We start from the raw sequence: 17,844 nt of genomic DNA on the forward strand, positions 1-17,844 counted from the left end.
GTCTCGTGGGGTAGTGAATCACTCGGTCCGGCGTGGACCGATCATGTTCAAGCTAGAGGAGTGGGGAAGCCGGTGGGGAGTTCTGCGGTTCTGGGTGCGCGGAACCTCACGGGGTGCGAGCACCGGCTCGCGCTCGATTTCACGGTGCAGGGCGACGCTGCGGCGTCGGACGTGTCGCCCGAGGCGCGACGGCGGATCGAGGCCGCGCAGCTGCACCGCGACGAGGTCATCGCCCTGCTGCACGGCCTGCAGAGCGACAAGGATCCGTCGACGATCGTCACCGTCGACGACGGCGATCATCGGAGCCGGGTCGCTGAGACGCGTGCCGCAGTGGAATCCGGGGCCGAGTGGATCTTCCGGGCCGCACTACCGACGGATCGTGTTCGCGGGCGGCGCGGACACGCGGAGGCTCTGGTCCGGGTCGGCGGCGGATACCTGCCGATCATCATCGTGAATCATCGGGTCAGCACCCCGTCGAACCCGAAGCGGCCCACTGACGCCCCGCCTCCGTCGTTGCTCACCAGCCCGCTGTGGGACTGGCGACCCGAGCTGGATGCGACGCGTTCGGTCCGGTCGCAGCGGCGCGACCTGATGCGACTGGCGCAGGTGGCTGCGATGCTGGCCGACCTTGGATGGGCGCCTGCCGCCGATCCTGAACGGGCGCACGAGGTCTGGGGTGGGATCATCGGACTGGACGCCGACTGCATCGTCGCGGCCTGCCTTACCGACGTGCTCGCGGAGTACGAGCAGATCTTCGCCCGGAGACAGGCGATCGTCGACGGGACGATCACCACTGAACCGCGCCGGATCGGCGAATGCCGCAGCTGCCAGTGGTGGCCCCGCTGCGAGCAGGAGCTCGTCGAACGCCGCGACGTGAGTCTGGTGGTGGGAGGCAGCCAGACCCTGGTGCTGCGCGCGGCGGGAATCGCCACGGTCGACGCGCTGGCCGACTACCGCGGCGCCCCTCCGGAGGACTGGCCGGGCGCGGCTCAGTTCGGTGACGCGATCATCTCCGCGCGTTGCTGGGTGGACGGGATTCCGCTGGTCCGTCGCGTGTCGCGACCCACCGTGCAACGGGCCGACATCGAGGTCGACATCGACATGGAGAGCTACTCCGAGCGCGGTGCCTACATGTGGGGGACCCTGCTCACCGATACGACGGATCCGGACCGTCCGGTGCGGTACCGGCCGTTCGTCACCTGGGATCCGCTGCCGACTCAGGACGAGGGCAGATCGTTCGCCGAGTTCTGGGCGTGGCTGACCGCCGAGCGCGAGGCGGCGCATTCGGCGGGTAAGACCTTCGCCGCGTACTGCTATTCGCAGCAGGCCGAGAACCGGTGGCTGCGTGGCAGTGCCGACCGCTTTCACCCGGATGTGCCGGGGGTGCCCGCACGCGCCGAGGTCGACGCCTTCATCGGGTCAGGCGAGTGGGTGGACATCTTCGAGGCGGTGGGACGCAACTTCGTCTGCCCGCGCGGAAAGGGACTCAAACGAGTGGCGCCCGTCGCCGGCTTCCACTGGCGTGACGACGAAGCCGGCGGCGAGGCGTCGATGGAGTGGTACTCGGCCGCTGTCGGACTCGACGGTGGACCGACCGACGAATCCCAACGCGAGCGCCTGTGCGTCTACAACGAAGACGACGTTCGGGCGACCAAGGCGCTGCGCGAGTGGATCTCGTCGGATGCCGTGCTGGAACTGCCACTCGCCCAGGAGATGCTGGGCGAGTAGCAGGCCGGCTGGATCAGCGCGGCGCCATCCGCAGCGCGCCGTCCATGCGGAAGGTCTCACCGTTCAGGTAGTCGTGGCTCACGATGAACGCGGCCAGATCGGCGTACTCGGACGGCTCGCCGAGACGCTGCGGGAACGGGATCCCCGATTCGAGGGTCTTCTTGAACTCATCGGTGACGCCCGCGAGCATCGGCGTGTTGATGGTTCCCGGCGCGATCGTGTTGACGCGGATTCCCGCACGGGCCAGGTCGCGTGCCGCCGAGATGGTCATCGCATGGACGCCGCCCTTCGAGGCGGTGTAGGCGATCTGACCGATCTGTCCCTCGAATGCGGCGACCGATGCGGTGTTGATGATCGCACCGCGGGCGTTGTCGTCGTTGACCGCGGACTCGGTCTGAATCCGGTTGGCGGCCAAGCGCATCACGTTGAACGTGCCCACCAGGTTGATCTCGATGACCTTGCGGAACAGTTCCAGATCGTGCGGGCCCTCCTTGCCGAGGATGCGCGACGCCCAGCCGACGCCCGCGCAGTTGACGGCGACGCGAAGCGGGAGACCCGATTCGGCGATCGTGTCGATGACCGCCTGAACCTCGGTCTCGCTGGTGACGTCGGCAGCGACGAGATGGACTCCGTCCACCTTGTCGGCCTTGTCGATCGACGGCTGCAGATCGATGCCGAAGACCGTTGCACCTTCGCCGGCGAAACGCTTGGCGGTTGCCGCACCGAGTCCGGAGGCGGCGCCGGTGACGATGACGGCGGTACCGGTGACGTCCATGAGGTGAGTCCTTCCAGAAGACGAGCCCGTGAGGGCCGAACGGTCGTGACTTTAACGGAGACGATGATTCCGTGTGACAGCTGCGGCGTCCGTCATGCAGTCCGTTCTGGGGTGCGGGGCGGGGATGCGGCCGAAACCCTCACCCGTTGAGCGACTCGTGCGCGATCGTCTCGGACGACTCGCCTCGCACCGCGTTCTCGGCCGTGCGGCGCCGCCACGTCCGGGCGATGAGCAGGCCGCCGATCACGGAGATGGCGATGACGGCGACGATCGTCGAGACGAAGACGACGGTCGACGATCCGATCAGTCCCTCAATCAGCAACCAGGCGGCGAAGACAAAGAAGAGCGCGGCCGCGGCGAGCGCGATCGTACGTTCGGGGAGGTGACGGCCGAGAACGCGTCCGACCACGATGGCGAGGGCATCGGCGGCCACCATGCCCACCGTCGAACCGATCCACACGCCGAGCCAGTCCCGGTCGGTGGCCAGCGCGATGGTCGCCAGCATCGTCTTGTCGCCCAACTCGGCCAGGATGAACGCGGACATGACGGCGAGGAAGACCGAGCGGCCGGCGCGGCCCGCCCGAGACGCCTCGTCGTCGTCCAACTCGTCTCCGCGCAATGTCCACAGGCCGAAGACCAGCATGGACAGTCCGCCCGCGATCGTCATGAACTCCGTCGGGATGGACATGCCGAGGAAGTGGCCGAAGAACACCGAGGCCGCGTGCACGAGCGTGGTCGCGGTCAAGATGGCGGTGAGGACCACCCACCAGCGGTAGCGCAGGGCGAAGGTCATCGCCATCAGCTGGGACTTGTCTCCCAGTTCGGCGACGAAGATGACGGCGAAACTCAACGCCAAGGCGGCTGACACGACTCGAGCCTAGAGCGGGCTGCTTCCCGCATTCAACACTCGTATCGTCCCGGAAATCGCTGGTCGGGACGCCGTAACGGCTGATTCGGGATCCCTCAACCGCGGGTGCGGCGCACCGTCCGAACGATCGACGTGGCGACTGGCAGGCACAATGGATCCGTGACATCCCCCGCAGTTGACCGTCCAAGCGCGCCGTCCGGGCCGCTGCGGCCGATCGAGATCGCCTCCATCGCGATCTTCTCCGCTCTCACGGTTGTGCCTGCCGTGATCGTCGCGGTGGTGCCGATGGCCGCCGCACTCGGATTCCTGACGCCGGTACCGATCGCGCTCCTCGCCGCCCGTACCCGGCCGCGTGCCGTGATCGCCGCGATCGTCACGACCATCGCCGTCACCTTCGCGGTAGCCGGCCTCGGCACGGCGATCGGCGTCGCGATCACCGCGATCATCGGCGCCATCGTCGGCGAGGTCCGCAGGCGCGGCGGCGGCATGGCGATCCTGACGCTGGTCTCGCTCCTCGCGGCCCCGCTGCTCGCAGGGGTGACGGTGCTCCTCATGTGGATCCTGGCGCCCTTGCGCGAGCTCGCACTCCAAGTCCTCGACAACGTGCTGACCGGCTTGGCGAAGACCGTGCGTGTGGTCGGGCTCGAATCCGTCGGAACAGGTATCGAGAGCTTCTCAAAGAACGTCGTCGACAACTGGTGGCTGTGGATGTGGATCCCGGGTGCGCTCGGCACCTTCGCGACGCTGGTGGTCGCCGGCTGGATGCTCGGCAAGGTGCTCGATCGGCTCGCCGACGTGAAACTCGACGACACCCTCGAAGCTGCGGTGCCGGGCACCGGCGGTTCACCGGGCCCCCTCCCGTTACGCGCGGTCGGTGTCGGATATCGCTATCCGCGCACCGCGCGCGATGTGCTGAGCGGTATCGACTTCGCGTTGACGTCGGGTGAGTTCGTCGCGATCGTCGGGGCGAACGGCTCCGGGAAGTCGACGCTGTCGAAGATCCTCGCGGGTGTGGATCCCACCGTCGGCATCGTCGACCGGCCCGGTGATCCCGGTCTCGGGCAACGCGGCGGAACTGCGCTCGTCCTGCAGCGTCCCGAAGCGCAGATGCTCGGCTCGCGCGTCGCAGACGATCTTGTCTGGGGCCTGCCCGACGACGCGGCTGTCGACATCGAAGGGCTGCTCACCGAGGTGGGGCTCGACGGACTCGCCGACCGGGACACCTCCGACTTGTCGGGCGGCCAACAGCAGCGTCTGGCGGTCGCGGCGGCCCTCGCGCGCGGGCCGCGGCTGCTGATCGCGGACGAGGTGACCTCGATGGTCGACCCGGAGGGGCGCGCCGACCTGATCCGGGTACTCGCCGAGCTCCCTCGTCGCTACGGGATCACGGTCGTCCTCATCACCCACCGGGACTCCGAGGCACGCGCCGCCGATCGGGTCATCCACCTCCAGGAGGGACGCATCGTCGCGCACCACCCGGAGTGGATGCGGCCCGAGGCGTCGTCGCCGGTGCTGCCGACGGCTCCGTCGGGCGGCGATCCGCTGCTCGTCGTGGACCGCGTCGCGCACATGTACCTGAAGGGGTCGCCGTGGGAGGTCACCGCGTTGCACAGCGTGAACCTACGGGTGGACCGCGGTGACGGGGTGCTTATCGTCGGCGGCAACGGGTCGGGCAAGTCGACGCTCGCCTGGATTCTCGCCGGCCTGACCAACCCGACGACCGGCCGCGTGATGGTGGGCGGGGACTCGATCGGTGACGCCGTCGGCCGAGTCGGCCTGGGATTTCAGCACGCTCGCCTGCAGTTGCAGAAGGTGACGGTCGGCGACGAGATCATGGCCGTCGGCGGTGAGAGCATCGGCAGCGCCGAAGTGGGCCGCGTCCTCGACCTGGTGTCGCTGCCGCGCGAGTTCGCGGCGAAGCGCGTCGATTCACTGTCGGGAGGCCAGATGCGCCGGGTGGTTCTCGCGTCCCTCATCGCGTCCGATCCCGATGTCCTCGTTCTCGACGAGCCGCTCGCGGGCCTCGACCCGCAAGCCCGCGAAGAGGTGCTCGCCGTGCTGGCGTCGCTGCGCGAGGGTGGGGCGACGATCGTCATCATCTCTCACGATCTCGAGTCGCTCGACCGCGTGTGCAATCGGCGGGTGGAACTCGTGGCAGGCGTTCTGGAAGGCGGTGCATGATGCAGATCCCGATGTTGCGTCAGATCCCCGGTGATTCTCCGGTCCACCGTCTGTGGGCGGGTACCAAGCTGGTGATCGTCTTCGTGCTCGGTCTGATGACCTGGATCCTGCCGTCGTGGCCCGCTCTGGGATTCGTCGCCGTGTGCCTGATCGCATTCGCCGTGATCGCCGGTATCCCGGTGGGCGCGCTGCCGCGTCCTCCCTGGTGGTTCTGGGCGCTGATCAGCGTCAGCGTCGTGTGGTCGTGGATCGCGCGAGGTAACGACGGCGGCCTCCTGGCGTTGCGTGCGGTCCTGCTCGGTCTGATCGTGCTCGCCATGTCGGTGCTGGTCATCTGGACGACGCCGGTCGCCGAGCTGGCGCCTGCCGTCGCCGTGCTGATGGCTCCGCTGCGGCTGCTGAGGTTTCCGGTCGACGAGTGGGCGGTCACCATAGCCCTCTCGTTGCGCGGCCTGCCGATGCTGATCGAGGAGATGCGTCTGCTCTGGGCGGCCCACAAGCTGCGGCCCAAATCCGGTGGCGACTCCGGACATCCGTCCGCTGAACTGGGAATCCTCGACATCATCGTGGCCGCGATGTCGTCGGCGATGAGGCGCAGCGCGGAGATGGCCGAGGCCATCACCGCCCGTGGCGGCACGGGCCGTCTCACGGCGTACCCGTCTCGCCCCGGGCGTATCGACGTGATCGTCCTGACCGTGTTCCTCATCCTGTGCGCCGGCGCGGCGACGGCCGGAGTCATCTACCTGTAGGGGGCGCGTCTCCGCCGTAACCTGACACGGACGCACGACTGGAGGAGTAGCCGATGACCACCTACACCTATTACACGGCGTCGACGCTCGATGGGTTTCTCGCCGACGACAACGATTCGCTGGACTGGCTGCTGACGCAGCCGATCGACGACGATGGCCCGTTCAGCATCGACGATCTGATGGCGTCCACCGGCGCGATCGTCATGGGCCGCACGACGTATCAGTGGGTGGTCGACCACCTGGCGCGCACCGGCGAAGCGTGGCCCTATGCCGCCTATCCGACATTCCTCTTCACACACGACGACGGTGCCGACGTCGTGGACGAGTCGATCACCGTGGTCTCCGGGTCGCCCGCAGAGCATCGCGAGCAACTGGAAGCTGCAGCCCGCGACAGGGGAGTCTGGGTGGTGGGCGGCGGCGACCTGGCTGCCCAGTTCGCCGAATCGGCGATGCTCGACGAGTTGATCGTCTCGTTCGCGCCCGCGGCCGTCGGCTCCGGTCGGCCGCTCTTTCCGCGGGCCTTCGATTTCCAACTCCTCGAAACCGCGCGCAACAAGGCGTTCATGATCGGCCGGTACCGGGTGATCGGCGCGCGGGGTTGATGCGGCACCGAGCAGTTCTCGTCTCAGTGGTACCTGTGCGCGTCGGCATCGACCGTGAGACCGTTGCCGACCGCTACCGGTACCACTGAGACGTCGGCCGCCCATTGAGATCTGCCAGCGGGAGACCTGTCAGCGAGAGACCTGTCAGCGAGAGACCTGTCAGCGGGAGATCTGCCAGAGGGCTCGGAAGTCGCTGCTGCACGGTGCGGCGGATTCTCGCGTGGCTCTGCGTGCTGGCCTTCGTCGCGTGGATGGGGTTCGTCGGAGTGCGGATGGTGCAGAGCATCGTGCGAGCGGCGGATGCCTGCCCGACCGCACTGGACTACGCCGCGGGTTACGGCCTGCGGCTCAGTGACCGCGACGCGGTGGTCTCCTGCGAGTGGCAGGACGTTCCCCGGGATCCATCGGCGACGATCATGGTGCGTGCGTCCTCACCCGCAGCCCGGACTGCGCTGATTCGGAGATCCGGCGCGCACGAACGCGTGACGACGTCGGACGTCCGAGTGAACGGAGCGTGGACCACGCGGACGCACCGGCCGAACCTCGAACGGAGCAGGCAGGTGTTCTACGCCGAAGACGATTATCTTCGGATCAGCTACGACCCGAAGATCGAAGGCGGTCTGCTGCTGCAGGTGCACGTGCTGCAGACCTGAGGTGCGGCAGGTTTGGAATGCGAACGGCGGCCGCCCTTTCGGGCGACCGCCGTCGGCGTTGTACGTGATCCGAGCTGATCAGGCCGGGACGACCAGACCCGAACCCTGGGTCTTGGCGCGGGCGAAACGCTCGCCGGCGTCGTCCCAGTTCACGACGTTCCACCAAGCCTTGACGTAGTCGGGCTTGACGTTCTGGTAGTCGAGGTAGAAGGCGTGCTCCCACATATCGAGCATGACGACCGGGATCAGGGCGGCGGAGGTGTTGCCGCTCTGGTCGGTCAGCTGCTGGATGACCAGGCGTCCACCGATGGTGTCGTAGCCGAGGAGCGCCCAGCCGCTGCCCTGCAGGGTGGTGGCGGCTGCGGTGAAGTGCGCCTTGAACTTCTCGAAGCTGCCGAAGTCGGTGCCGATCTGCTCTGCGAGATCGCCGGTCGGCTCGCCGCCGCCGTTGGGGGAGAGGTTCTTCCAGAAGATCGAGTGGTTGGTGTGACCACCGAGGTGGAACGACAGGTTGGCGGAGAGTCCGAAGACCTTGCCTGCGATGCTGTCGTCGTCGCGGGCCTCGGCCAGCTTCTCGAGAGCGGTGTTCGCGCCCTTGACGTAGGTCGCGTGGTGCTTGCTGTGGTGCAGCTCCATGATCTTGCCGGAGATGTGCGGCTCCAGAGCGCCGTAGTCGTAATCGAGCTCGGGCAGCGTGTATTCAGCCACGATGTTCCTCTCTAGAAATATCGGAAAAGATCCGTACTGGGTGCAATAAACAACCCTTCCCCAAGGGTATGTCTATTGCAACAGATCTGCTCACGGATCTGTTCCAGCAGCGTCTCTGCCACCGTCGACGGCCGGATCGGCGCCTGTGGCCGCGACGGATCCCGCATGCGGTCGGCGGAACACTATTCGGTCGATGAGACGTAGCCTGGATGCATGAGCATTTTCGATCGTCTCCTCGCCGCCGCCGATGTGAAGCGTGTGATGGTGTCGCGTGATGCGGCGCTCCCCGGACGCGGCGAGCCGCTTCCGCTCGCGGAGGAGAACCTCGTGCTGCATCGACCGATGCGCGGTGCGCCCGATGCATCCGGTGGGTACGGGCCCGCCGGCATCGGCGACTGGGGTCCAGAGCTGCAGACCGTCGTGTTCGCGGCCGGTTGCTTCTGGGGTGTCGAGGAGATCTTCTGGCAGGAGCCCGGCGTGCACACGACGGCAGTCGGCTATGCAGGCGGTTACACACCGAACGCGACCTACGACGAGGTCTGCACCGGGCAGACCGGGCACACCGAGTCGGTCCTCGTCGTCTTCGATCCGCAGCGAACCAGCCTGCAGCACCTCATCGAGGTGTTCTTCACGGCGCACGACCCGACCCAGGAGATGCGCCAGGGCAACGACGTCGGGACCCAGTACCGTTCCGCGGTCTACACATTCGACGACGAAGCAGCCGAGCTGGCAGCCGCCGCTGCCCAACGGTTCGCCCCGACGCTTGTCGAAGCCGGGTACGGACCGATCACGACCGAGATCTCGCGGATGAGCGATGCCGGTGACGGGGGCTTCTACTACGCGGAGCCGATTCACCAGCAGTACCTCGCGAAGAACCCGAACGGCTACCGCTGCCACGTGAGTACCGGTCTGAAGTTTCCTGCGGCCTGATGCCTCGCAGTCTCACCCTCGAGCAGTGGAATCGCACTCTGCTCGGGCGGCAGCACCTGCTCGAACGAGTGGATGACGACGCGATCGAAGTGATCGACCGGGTGGTGGGGCTGCAGTCACAGGATCCGCAGGCGGCCTTCTACGGACTCGCGTGTCGGGTGTCCGACTTCGATCCCGCGGAACTGGACGGCCTGCTCATCGATCGCGAAGTGGTCCGCATGACGCTGCAGCGCGGCACCGTGTTCGCGATGGACGCGCTCGACGCGCGCTGGATCCGGGCGCTCGTGCAACCGATGATCGACGCGGCGGTGCGCAGCAGTCATGCGCGGGAACTGCATGGTGTCAGCGTCGAGGAGTTGACTGCGTGCGCAGCGGAGATGTTCGCCGCCACCGACGGCCCGATCACGGCACCGCGATTACGGTCGCGCCTTGCCGAGGAATGGCCGCAAGAGCCGCCTGCCGCGATGGCCGCGATCGCACGTGCGACATCAGAACTGGTGCAGGTGCCGCCGCGCGGACTCTGGCAGCAGAGCGGCGGCCCCGCCTATCGGCTGCTCGATGACTGGATCGGTGCGGGTGAGCCCGCCGTCACGGGAGACGAGGCGGCCGCTGATCTCATCCGGATGTATCTGCGCGGGTTCGGTCCGGCGTCGGTATCCGCCGTGCAGACATGGTCCGGGCTCACCGGTTTGGGACCGATCATGGCTGCGATGGAATCCGACTGGGAGCTGTGCCTGCTCACCGGGCCGGAAGGAGAGAAGCTCTACGACCTCGAGGGGCTGCCCATCGCGACCGGCGACGAGCCCGCTCCAGTCCGCTGCGTGGCCCCGTACGACAATCTGCTCGTCGCCAACGCCGACCGCATCCGCGTCGCCGATCCCGATCTGTACTCGGCGCTGTCCACGCGAAACGGTCAGTTTCCCGGATTCGTTCTGGTGGACGGCAGACTCGCGGCGACGTGGAAGCCGGCGAAGGACGGCATCACACTGACCGAGCTCCGCGACCTGAATCCGCGTGAGCGCGACGACGTGGAACGCGAGGTCGCGCTCCTGCAGGAGATGCGCGGGTGACCGTCAGGCCCCGGTGCGCGGGTTGCGTGCCGAGATGAAGTAGCGCCGACCGGTCGGGTCGGCCATCACCACGTGGTCGGCGAAACGCTCGGTCACCACGGCGCCCCAGTCCTCGTGGCGTTCGACCTCCTCCGGAAGACTCGTCGTCGCGACGTCGAGGTAGCCCCCGAAGCGGTTCGCCTCGGAGGTGCGCAGAAGCACCACCTGCAGCGACAAGCTCTGATCACGTGACAACGCCTTCCGGTCGATATCGCCGGTGGCGGGCGTGGGCTGCCCGGTGAGGGCGGCCCAGAATGCGACCTCGGTGTCGAAGGACTCGTCCGGGATACCGAAGCAGATCTGATCGATGATGCTGATCGTGCCGCCCGGCCACCGGATGGGGCGTGCGCGATCAGCCTCCCCGGTCCACGGGACGAGGCAGAACGCTCCTCCCGCAGGTGAACTCAGCACGCGGTGGGTGCTGTAGTCGGCGAGGAGTCTCGCGCCCAGTGCCTCCGCTTCGAGCGAGGCCTGAGCGGGATCGTCGACATGGATGTCGAGATGGGTGCCGCCGGGACCGTCGTCGATCCGCTGGACGCGAAGGTGCGCATCGCCGTTGAACGGGTCGAGTGAGGCGAACTCCTTCTGCGGCCCTCGCGGTGGGGAGACGGTGCTTCCCGATATCGCTCGCCAGAAGGTGACCTCGGGGCCGAAATCTGCGGCCGGGAAGTCGAGATAGGCAGTCAACCAACGCACGTGCACACGTCGATTCTAGTGGCCCGGACGGTCGCCGCGCCGCCTCCTTCGCGCAACTCCGAAGTTGTTGTTGAGGGTTTGTGCGGCGTGTTATCCCCAACTTGTCCACAGGTGTGGGTGTGGATAACTCGGGTGAAATCTACGCGTCGGTAACGTGCCCGGGAGGTGGTTTTCGAGCGAATCGGACACGAAAACGAGACTCACGCCACACGAATAGGCGTATTTACCTCGCTCTATCCACAATTCCACAGGGTTATGCACAGGCTGATTCGAACTGCCGCTCGTGTTCTTGTCAACAGTTCGAGGGACAGTGACGACTGTTTGTGGATAGCTATATGCAGGTATGCATAGTTGCGCCGTTTGTCTGTGCATGGATCGTGTTACTGGCAGTGACGAATCCGCGTCGGGTCGCGACGCGAGCATCGCCGTATTTCCGCCGGGCGTCAGGCCGCATTTCCGCCGGGTGTCAGGCCGTATCCGGTCGCGGGCGACGCCACGCGTTGCCGTCCCGTGTGGAAATATGGATGGTGTGAGCATGGGAGATATCGAAACGGTGGCCGTCACCGACCTTCCCGACGACTTCACCGAGGTCAGCGACCGGACCCTTCTCGACGTCCGCGAGGACTACGAGTGGGCGGAAGCCCACGTTCGGGGTGCGGTGCACATTCCGCTCGACGAGGTGCCGGCCCGAATCGATGAGATCGATCTGGACGCCGACCTCCTCGTGGTCTGCCGCACGAGCGGGCGGTCGTACCGGCTCATGGAGTACCTCCTCATGCGCGGCATCGACGGGACGGTCGTGTCCGGCGGCATGGTCGCCTGGCAGAGCGCGGGCAAGCCCGTGGAGACGGGCCCCGCAGAATCCGGCCCCGCAGAATCCGGCCCCGTAGAGTCCGGCCCCGTAGAGTCGGGCCCCGCCGAGTTTGGCCCCGCTGCGACCGGACCAGCCGGTCCGGATACTGATTCCGGGGCATCGAGTTGAATCTGGATGCCTGCCCGTCGTGCCGGATCCAGGCGCCTCACCGGGAGGGTCGCACGGTGTGTCCGCGGTGCGGTGGGCCGCTGCTGCACACCGACGAACAGGGTGCCGTCGAGGCCATGCGCAGGCTCGCCGCGCCGGGTCCCGGTCAGCCGCCAGTCCCGGGTCCACCGCAACCGGATCCTGCTCACCAGCGTCCGGTTCAGCAGCAGCCGGCGCCACCACAGCAACCGGCCCCGTCACCGGCCCAGTCGCCGGGACCGCGACCGCAACAGCAGCCGGCCCAGCAGCAGCCCACCCACCAGCAGTCCGCCCAGCAGCGACCGCAGGGCCGTTCGGGGCCGACCGCGCGTGGACCCCGTCCGCCACTGCGATGGATCGCGCATCGGCCGCGAACGGCGATGCCGTCACCGCCGCGTCCTCGTCGGCGCCGGCTCGCGCCGACCCCGTCGTACGCGTCGGTGCCGGGCTGGGGGCTGATCGAGCCACCGCGCGAAGAAGACGCGGCGACCGATCCGGTGGCGGAATCCACCGATGCGCTCACTCGGGCCATGTGGCTGGTCGCGGTCGTGCTCGCTGCCGCGTCTGCGGTCCACGTCGTGCGGTACGTGATCGCGGTGATCAACCGGTCCCGACCGATCCCGGTCTGGATCGACTGGCTCAGCAGTATCGCGGTGCTCGTCTTCGGGCTGATGGCGCTGGTCGGCGTGGTGGTCGCAACGGTGAGCTTCGGTCGCTGGGTGCGCGAGATCCGCACGCGGTCGTTCGAATCGGCCGGGTTCACCGATCCGCGGCGACGGATCGTCGTGCTGGCGTTGTCGGTCATCCCGTTGGTCAACGTGATCGGGGCGCCGTGGCTGCTGCACGAGGCGGCGGTCGTCGATCGGATCGGTGACGGCGGCCGTCGGTTCCGCGTCGGAATCCGGCTGGCGGCGGCCTGGGCGATCGTGAACGCCGTCGCACTGCTCGCCTTCGCCTACCGGATCGCCGCCTGGACGACGGATTCGCTGCAGACCGATGCGGACGCGCTCGCGCTCGTCGCCGGGTCGCTCGCGGTGTCCGCGCTCTTCGCGTGGTGGGCCGTTCCCCGCGTCGAACGCCTCGCCGGGTTCGCCGAAGACACCGACATCTCCGAACCTCGACGACTGGTGGCCGCATGATGAGTTCCAAAGGAGTGTCCCGGTCGGGGAAGCCCGCGGTGGTCGCGCATCGCGGTGCATCGGGGCAGGTCGCCGAGCACACCCTCGCTGCCTACGAACTGGCGCTCGACCAAGGGGCCGACGGCCTCGAATGCGATGTCCGGCTGACCGCCGACCATGAGCTGGTGTGCATTCACGACCGCACCATCGAACGTACCTCGGACGGAATCGGTGCGGTCAGTGAGATGACGCTCGCCGAACTCCGTGAGCACGACTTCGGGTCATGGCACAGCGGTGCGCCCGCCCGCGTGCTGACGCTTCGCGAGTTGTTGACGCTGACCCTCGACTGGCGTCGTCCGGTCCGGCTGTTCATCGAGACCAAGCACCCTGTTCGGTACGGAAGCCTCGTCGAGACGCGCCTGCTCGAGACTCTTCAGGAGTTCGGGGTGGCCACGCCGCCGTCGGCGGACCACAGTCGGGCCGTCGTCATCTCCTTCTCGTCTGCGGGAGTGTGGCGGATCCGGCGCAGCGCGCCGATGCTGCCGACGATCCTGCTCGGGGACACTGCCCGCATCATCGGCGGAACGGCGGCCACCGCGGTCGGCGCGACCGGTGTCGGACCGTCGGTGGAGACCCTCCGCATGCACCCGGAACTCGTCGATCGCGCCGCGGCAGCGGGCCGGGTGACGTACTGCTGGACCGTCGATGAGCAGCCCGATGTCCAGCTGTGCGCAGATCTCGGTGTCCGCTGGGTCGCCACCAACCACCCCGCCCGCGTACGCGACTGGCTCGTGACCGTCGACTGACCGCCCGCCTCGCGGACGCGGATGACATATTGGACACATGGGTAAGAAGAGCAAGCGCGGCAGTGGTCCGCGCCCCGGAAGCAATCGAGCAGAGCGAGTAGCCGCGCGAAAGGCCCGGCAGGCCGCTTCACTGGCCGCTCCGCAGCGCCCGTTCGAGGGGCTGGCGGCCGAATGCGATCTGGTCGCCATGCGGTCGTTCATCGCGTCGGCGACGGCTCAGGTCCCGTTCGCCGCCGGATTCGATGCCGCGCACACCGCCGACTTCGCAACGGTACTGGCAGGGGCGGTGTTCGCTCAGGTCCGCGAGAGCGACGCCGCGGTGTTCGGTGAGATCGGCGCGGAAGCCGGAACCGACGGCACGGTGGTCCGCGGACTCGCCGCGCTCCAGACCGACCCGGAACCCGCGGACCTGCCCGCTTCGCTTGCGGCAGCGTTGTCGTGGGCGGCGAACGCGAAGGTCGGAGACGACTACGAGGGCACGCCGGTCGACCTCGCGCTCACCGACATCATCGATCCGGCCAGCCCGCTCGAGGTGGTGGTCCACGAGAACTTCGATTGGTGGTTCGCCGATGACGACGCCGTCGCACCCGAGATCTCGGCGATGCTCGAACGCGCCAATGCGACCATCATGCCGACCGCTCGTCTCAAGCCCAGCAGCGGCGTGGGGGCTCCGTGGTGGGTCGACGCGGGCGAGAAGGCCCATCTGCGCTGGGTGCGCCCCGAGAACGAGGACGAGCTGATGAACGCGCTCTCCCGGGTCCATGCCGAGGGCGCGCTCACGATGGGTGACGGCACACGCTTCGCAGGTTCGTTCCGCACCCACGGCGTCGTGGTCCCGGTCTTCGATCTCGATCCCGAAGCGCACCACGAGGAGTGGTACGAGGGCCTCGACGCACTCGACAAGGCACTCACCGAAGCGCTCGCCGATACCTCGGATCTCACTGCTGCCCAGCGCAGTTCGCGTGCAGGCATCATCGCTCGTCAGGTGACTCTGCGGTAGTGACCGTGCGCGCTGCGGGGTGAGGCACGGCCGATGCTCACGGCGTTCGCAGCGTCGATGCTCGATCGGCGAGTCAGAGGGAGACGCGTCCTCCCCGGTAGCGGTTACGAGCTTCCGAGGGACGATCCGCCGGAGCCGCTGAGCAGTTCGTCGGGAACGGTCTGGCCCTTGCTGACGTATTGGAAGAACTGCTCGGTCGACGGGCCGGGGATCAACGACTCGCCGTCGCCGGTGTACTCGTCGCCGTCCGCGGGAACCGTGGTGGTCACCGGGTCGCGCAGCCGGAACGCCAACCAGGCCAGGTGCCAGACGTGATCGCCTTCGTCGACGGTGAACGAGTCGGTGGCGCCGTTGATGAACGGAAAGACGCGGAATGGGTTCAGCAGGGTGCTCGGACTCGTGGCCTTGGACATCAGTGCCGAGAAGAACTTCCGCTGGTTGACCACTCGCTCCAGGTCGGCGTTCGGGAACGCACGCGTGCGCACCAGACCGAGCGCTTGTGCGCCGTCGAGCTCCTGGCAGCCGGCCTTCAGGCGCAGACCCGCCTTCGGATCGCGGATACCGTGGTCGAGGCACATCGTGACGCCGCCGACCGAGTCGACTAGTCGGTCGAAGCCGCCGAAACCGATCTCCGCGTAGTGATCGATGTGCACGCCGCTGAACTGTTCGACGGTCTGCACCAGCAGTTTCGCGCCGCCGCTGTTGAACGCCGAGTTGATCTTGTGGCTGCCCTGCCCGGGGATCGGGACGTACATGTCGCGGGGAATGCTGATGAGCATCGGCTTCCCGGACGTCGGGATGTGCGCGAGCATGATCGTGTCGGTGCGGGATCCGTCGCTGTCGCCGGTGGCCAGCTTGTCCTTGTCCTCCTGACTCAAGTCGGCGCGGGAGTCGGTGCCGACCACGAGCCACGTGGTGCCCGGGGTGTTGCCGATGCGTCCCGAGTAGTCACTCAGGGCGTCGACCCGATGGAGGGTCGTGTCGTAGTAGAGAAGGAGCCCGACCGGCGCCAGGACCAGCAGGAGCAGGATCACCAGGGCGATCCGCAGATACCGGCGGGGCCGACGCCGAGGGCGCTTGCCCTTCGGCGGGACCGGGCCGGGTCGGCGCGCGGAGCGCCGGGGATCCGGTCGACGCGCAGGCGGAGCACCGGGCCGGTCAGCGGCTCGACGGCGGGCATCACGATCCCGATCCCGTGCCGCAGGCGACTGGAACTGCTGAGGGTGGCCCCTCGGGCGGTCGGCCGCCGGCGGAAGCGGCTGCGGGTCCTGCCGGGGCGCGTAGTCGGGCTGTCCGGGCGCCGGTCCGGGCGCGGCGGGTCGGCGTCGGGGAGGGGGACCCGGAGGCTGGGACCAGGCGCGCGGGGGTCCGGGCTGCGACCCCGCGGGCGGCACCGCGCGTGTCCGGTCCTGTGGTGCTCCACCGGGAGGCGGCGGTCCCGCCGGGCGCGCGGGACGACGAGGCGGCCCCGGCGGCGGCCCGGGCCTGGGACCCGGTGGCCGGCCGCGTGGGCGCCGCGAGAAGGGCGGCTCTGGCTCGTCGTTCATCCCCGACACACTACCGCCGACGCCTGTGAGAACCCTGGACCGTCCGAATGACGCCGCGGGTCGGGACGCAGGTCAGCGCGGTGCGATCACGTCGACGCCCACGAACCGGGCGAGCTCGGACGGCAGGTGGACGGTGCCGTCGGGCTGCTGGTGATTCTCCAGGATCGCCACGAGCCAGCGAGTCGTAGCCAGCGTGCCGTTGAGCGTCGCCGCCGTCTGCGGCTTTCCGTTCTCGTCGCGGTAGCGCACCGACAGCCGGCGAGCCTGGAATGTGGTGCAGTTCGACGTCGAGGTCAGCTCACGGTAGGTGTGCTGAGTCGGTACCCACGCCTCGCAGTCGTACTTGCGGGCCGCGGAACTGCCGAGGTCGCCGCCTGCCACATCGATGACGCGGTACGGAACGTCGATCGCGGCGAGCATGTCCTTCTCCCACGACAGCAGGCGCTGGTGCTCGGTCTCCGCGTCCTGCGGCTTGCAGTAGATGAAGCCTTCCACCTTGTCGAACTGGTGGACACGGATGATGCCGCGGGTGTCCTTGCCGTACGACCCGGCCTCTCTGCGGAAGCAGGTCGACCAGCCCGCGTATCGCTTGGGTCCGTCCGACAGGTCGAGGATCTCGTCCGAGTGGTACCCGGCGAGCGGCACTTCCGACGTGCCCACGAGGTACAGATCGTCGTCGGGCAGCTGATAGACCTCGTCGTCGTGTGCGCCGAGGAAACCGGTGCCTTGCATGATCTCGGGGCGCACGAGGACCGGCGGGATCATCAGTGTGAAGCCGTTTGCGGTCGCCTTGGCCGCCGCCATGTTGAGCAGTCCGAGCTGAAGCATCGCTCCGAGGCCGGTCAGGAAGTAGAAGCGCGACCCCGAGACCTTGGCGCCCCGGGCCATGTCGATGAGGCCGAGGCTCTCGCCGAGCTCCAGGTGGTCCTTAGGGTCGGCGATCTCGCGAGGTTCGCCGACGTGCTCGAGGACGACGAAATCGTCCTCACCGCCGGCGGGAGTCTCCTCCGCGACGATGTTCGAGATGGCGCGCTGGCACTCCGTCGCAGTCTGGTCGGCGTCGTTCTGACGTGCGACGGCCGCCTTCACCTGCTCTGCGAGAGTCTTGCCGCGGGTCAGGAGTTCGGCCTTCTCATCGCCGGACGCCTTGCCGACCTGCTTGCCGAGGGACTTCTGTTCGGCGCGCAGGGAGTCGGCTTCGGCGATGGCCGAGCGGCGGTCGACGTCGGCCTGTAACAGGCGGTCGACGAGCTCCGGGTCCTCGCCTCGGGTGCGCTGCGAAGCACGCACGACGTCGGGGTTTTCACGCACGATCTTCAGGTCGATCACCCGTCAAACCCTACTAGCACGACATCGCTCGGGCGGACCAGGCAT

General features: G+C 67.9%; 16 protein-coding genes and 1 pseudogene. 11 read left to right on the plus strand and 6 right to left on the minus strand.

All coding sequences use genetic code 11. The features are described from left to right. The first annotated feature begins 72 nt into the window (after positions 1–72). The gene (locus FO044_RS00445) at positions 73–1,728 is read left to right on the plus strand and encodes a TM0106 family RecB-like putative nuclease (RefSeq protein WP_132992739.1); all 1,656 of its coding nucleotides are present in this window, start codon (positions 73–75) and stop codon (positions 1,726–1,728) included. A gap of 13 nt (positions 1,729–1,741) precedes the next feature. Here the strand turns inward: FO044_RS00445 and FO044_RS00450 are convergent, their stop codons facing one another. Both FO044_RS00450 and FO044_RS00455 read right to left on the minus strand, forming a co-directional pair. Beyond that, positions 1,742–2,503: an SDR family oxidoreductase gene (locus FO044_RS00450; RefSeq protein WP_132992740.1), complete on the minus strand. Its 762-nt coding sequence runs from the start codon at positions 2,501–2,503 to the stop codon at positions 1,742–1,744. A 139-nt stretch (positions 2,504–2,642) separates the two neighbouring features. Continuing rightward, the gene (locus tag FO044_RS00455; protein WP_132992741.1) at positions 2,643–3,371 is read right to left on the minus strand and encodes a TMEM165/GDT1 family protein; all 729 of its coding nucleotides are present in this window, start codon (positions 3,369–3,371) and stop codon (positions 2,643–2,645) included. 159 nt (positions 3,372–3,530) lie between these two features. Here FO044_RS00455 and FO044_RS00460 point away from each other — a divergent pair, with 159 nt between their 5' ends. The 4 genes from FO044_RS00460 to FO044_RS00475 all read left to right on the plus strand — a co-directional run bounded on the left by FO044_RS00460 (position 3,531) and on the right by FO044_RS00475 (position 7,556). Next, the gene (locus tag FO044_RS00460) at positions 3,531–5,552 is read left to right on the plus strand and encodes an ABC transporter ATP-binding protein (protein WP_132992742.1); all 2,022 of its coding nucleotides are present in this window, start codon (positions 3,531–3,533) and stop codon (positions 5,550–5,552) included. Next, the gene (locus tag FO044_RS00465; RefSeq protein ID WP_132993397.1) at positions 5,552–6,301 is read left to right on the plus strand and encodes an energy-coupling factor transporter transmembrane component T family protein; all 750 of its coding nucleotides are present in this window, start codon (positions 5,552–5,554) and stop codon (positions 6,299–6,301) included. The genes FO044_RS00460 and FO044_RS00465 overlap by 1 nt, the downstream gene beginning before the upstream one ends. Positions 6,302–6,354: 53 nt before the next feature. Then, positions 6,355–6,903, plus strand: coding sequence for a dihydrofolate reductase family protein (locus tag FO044_RS00470; RefSeq protein ID WP_132992743.1), 549 nt, complete (start codon positions 6,355–6,357; stop codon positions 6,901–6,903). Between the two features lie 203 nt (positions 6,904–7,106). Then, positions 7,107–7,556, plus strand: coding sequence for a hypothetical protein (locus FO044_RS00475; protein WP_132992744.1), 450 nt, complete (start codon positions 7,107–7,109; stop codon positions 7,554–7,556). Between the two features lie 78 nt (positions 7,557–7,634). On the opposite strand, the gene FO044_RS00480 is transcribed toward FO044_RS00475, so the two are convergent. Then, complete coding sequence (locus tag FO044_RS00480) at positions 7,635–8,264, minus strand: superoxide dismutase (protein WP_132992745.1); 630 nt, start codon at positions 8,262–8,264, stop codon at positions 7,635–7,637. A gap of 213 nt (positions 8,265–8,477) precedes the next feature. On the opposite strand from FO044_RS00480, the gene msrA reads away from it, so the two are divergent. Together msrA and FO044_RS00490 are read left to right on the plus strand one after the other, a co-directional pair. Continuing rightward, on the plus strand, positions 8,478–9,194 hold the full coding sequence (gene msrA, locus FO044_RS00485) for a peptide-methionine (S)-S-oxide reductase MsrA (RefSeq protein WP_132992746.1): 717 nt from the start codon (positions 8,478–8,480) through the stop codon (positions 9,192–9,194). After that, positions 9,194–10,264, plus strand: coding sequence for a winged helix DNA-binding domain-containing protein (locus FO044_RS00490; RefSeq protein WP_132992747.1), 1,071 nt, complete (start codon positions 9,194–9,196; stop codon positions 10,262–10,264). The genes msrA and FO044_RS00490 overlap by 1 nt, the downstream gene beginning before the upstream one ends. A 3-nt stretch (positions 10,265–10,267) precedes the next feature. Here the strand turns inward: FO044_RS00490 and FO044_RS00495 are convergent, their stop codons facing one another. Next, a complete protein-coding gene (locus FO044_RS00495; RefSeq protein ID WP_132992748.1) occupies positions 10,268–11,005 on the minus strand; it encodes a VOC family protein in 738 nt (245 codons plus the stop codon). A 529-nt stretch (positions 11,006–11,534) separates the two neighbouring features. Between FO044_RS00495 and FO044_RS00500 the strand changes: the two are divergent. The 4 genes and pseudogenes from FO044_RS00500 to FO044_RS00515 form a co-directional block, all read left to right on the plus strand. After that, a pseudogene (locus FO044_RS00500) lies at positions 11,535–11,864 on the plus strand (rhodanese-like domain-containing protein); the annotation flags it as partial. Positions 11,865–12,379: 515 nt separating this feature from the next. Continuing rightward, complete coding sequence (locus tag FO044_RS00505; RefSeq protein WP_165943064.1) at positions 12,380–13,138, plus strand: DUF4328 domain-containing protein; 759 nt, start codon at positions 12,380–12,382, stop codon at positions 13,136–13,138. Beyond that, on the plus strand, positions 13,138–13,923 hold the full coding sequence (locus FO044_RS00510) for a glycerophosphodiester phosphodiesterase family protein (RefSeq protein ID WP_412917611.1): 786 nt from the start codon (positions 13,138–13,140) through the stop codon (positions 13,921–13,923). Before FO044_RS00505 ends, FO044_RS00510 begins: the two co-directional genes overlap by 1 nt. 37 nt (positions 13,924–13,960) lie before the next feature. Further along, complete coding sequence (locus FO044_RS00515) at positions 13,961–14,923, plus strand: DUF5926 family protein (protein WP_132992752.1); 963 nt, start codon at positions 13,961–13,963, stop codon at positions 14,921–14,923. A gap of 104 nt (positions 14,924–15,027) precedes the next feature. Here the strand turns inward: FO044_RS00515 and FO044_RS15100 are convergent, their stop codons facing one another. Together FO044_RS15100 and serS are read right to left on the minus strand one after the other, a co-directional pair. After that, positions 15,028–15,957 (minus strand): LCP family protein, encoded by a 930-nt coding sequence (locus FO044_RS15100; RefSeq protein ID WP_235831384.1) that lies wholly within the window; start codon positions 15,955–15,957, stop codon positions 15,028–15,030. Positions 15,958–16,542: 585 nt separating this feature from the next. Further along, positions 16,543–17,799, minus strand: coding sequence for a serine--tRNA ligase (gene serS / locus FO044_RS00525; RefSeq protein ID WP_132992754.1), 1,257 nt, complete (start codon positions 17,797–17,799; stop codon positions 16,543–16,545). Between the last annotated feature and the right edge of the window lie 45 nt (positions 17,800–17,844).

Origin of the sequence: Gordonia zhaorongruii (assembly GCF_007559005.1) — a bacterium.
Classification (GTDB): Bacteria; Actinomycetota; Actinomycetes; order Mycobacteriales; family Mycobacteriaceae; genus Gordonia; species Gordonia zhaorongruii.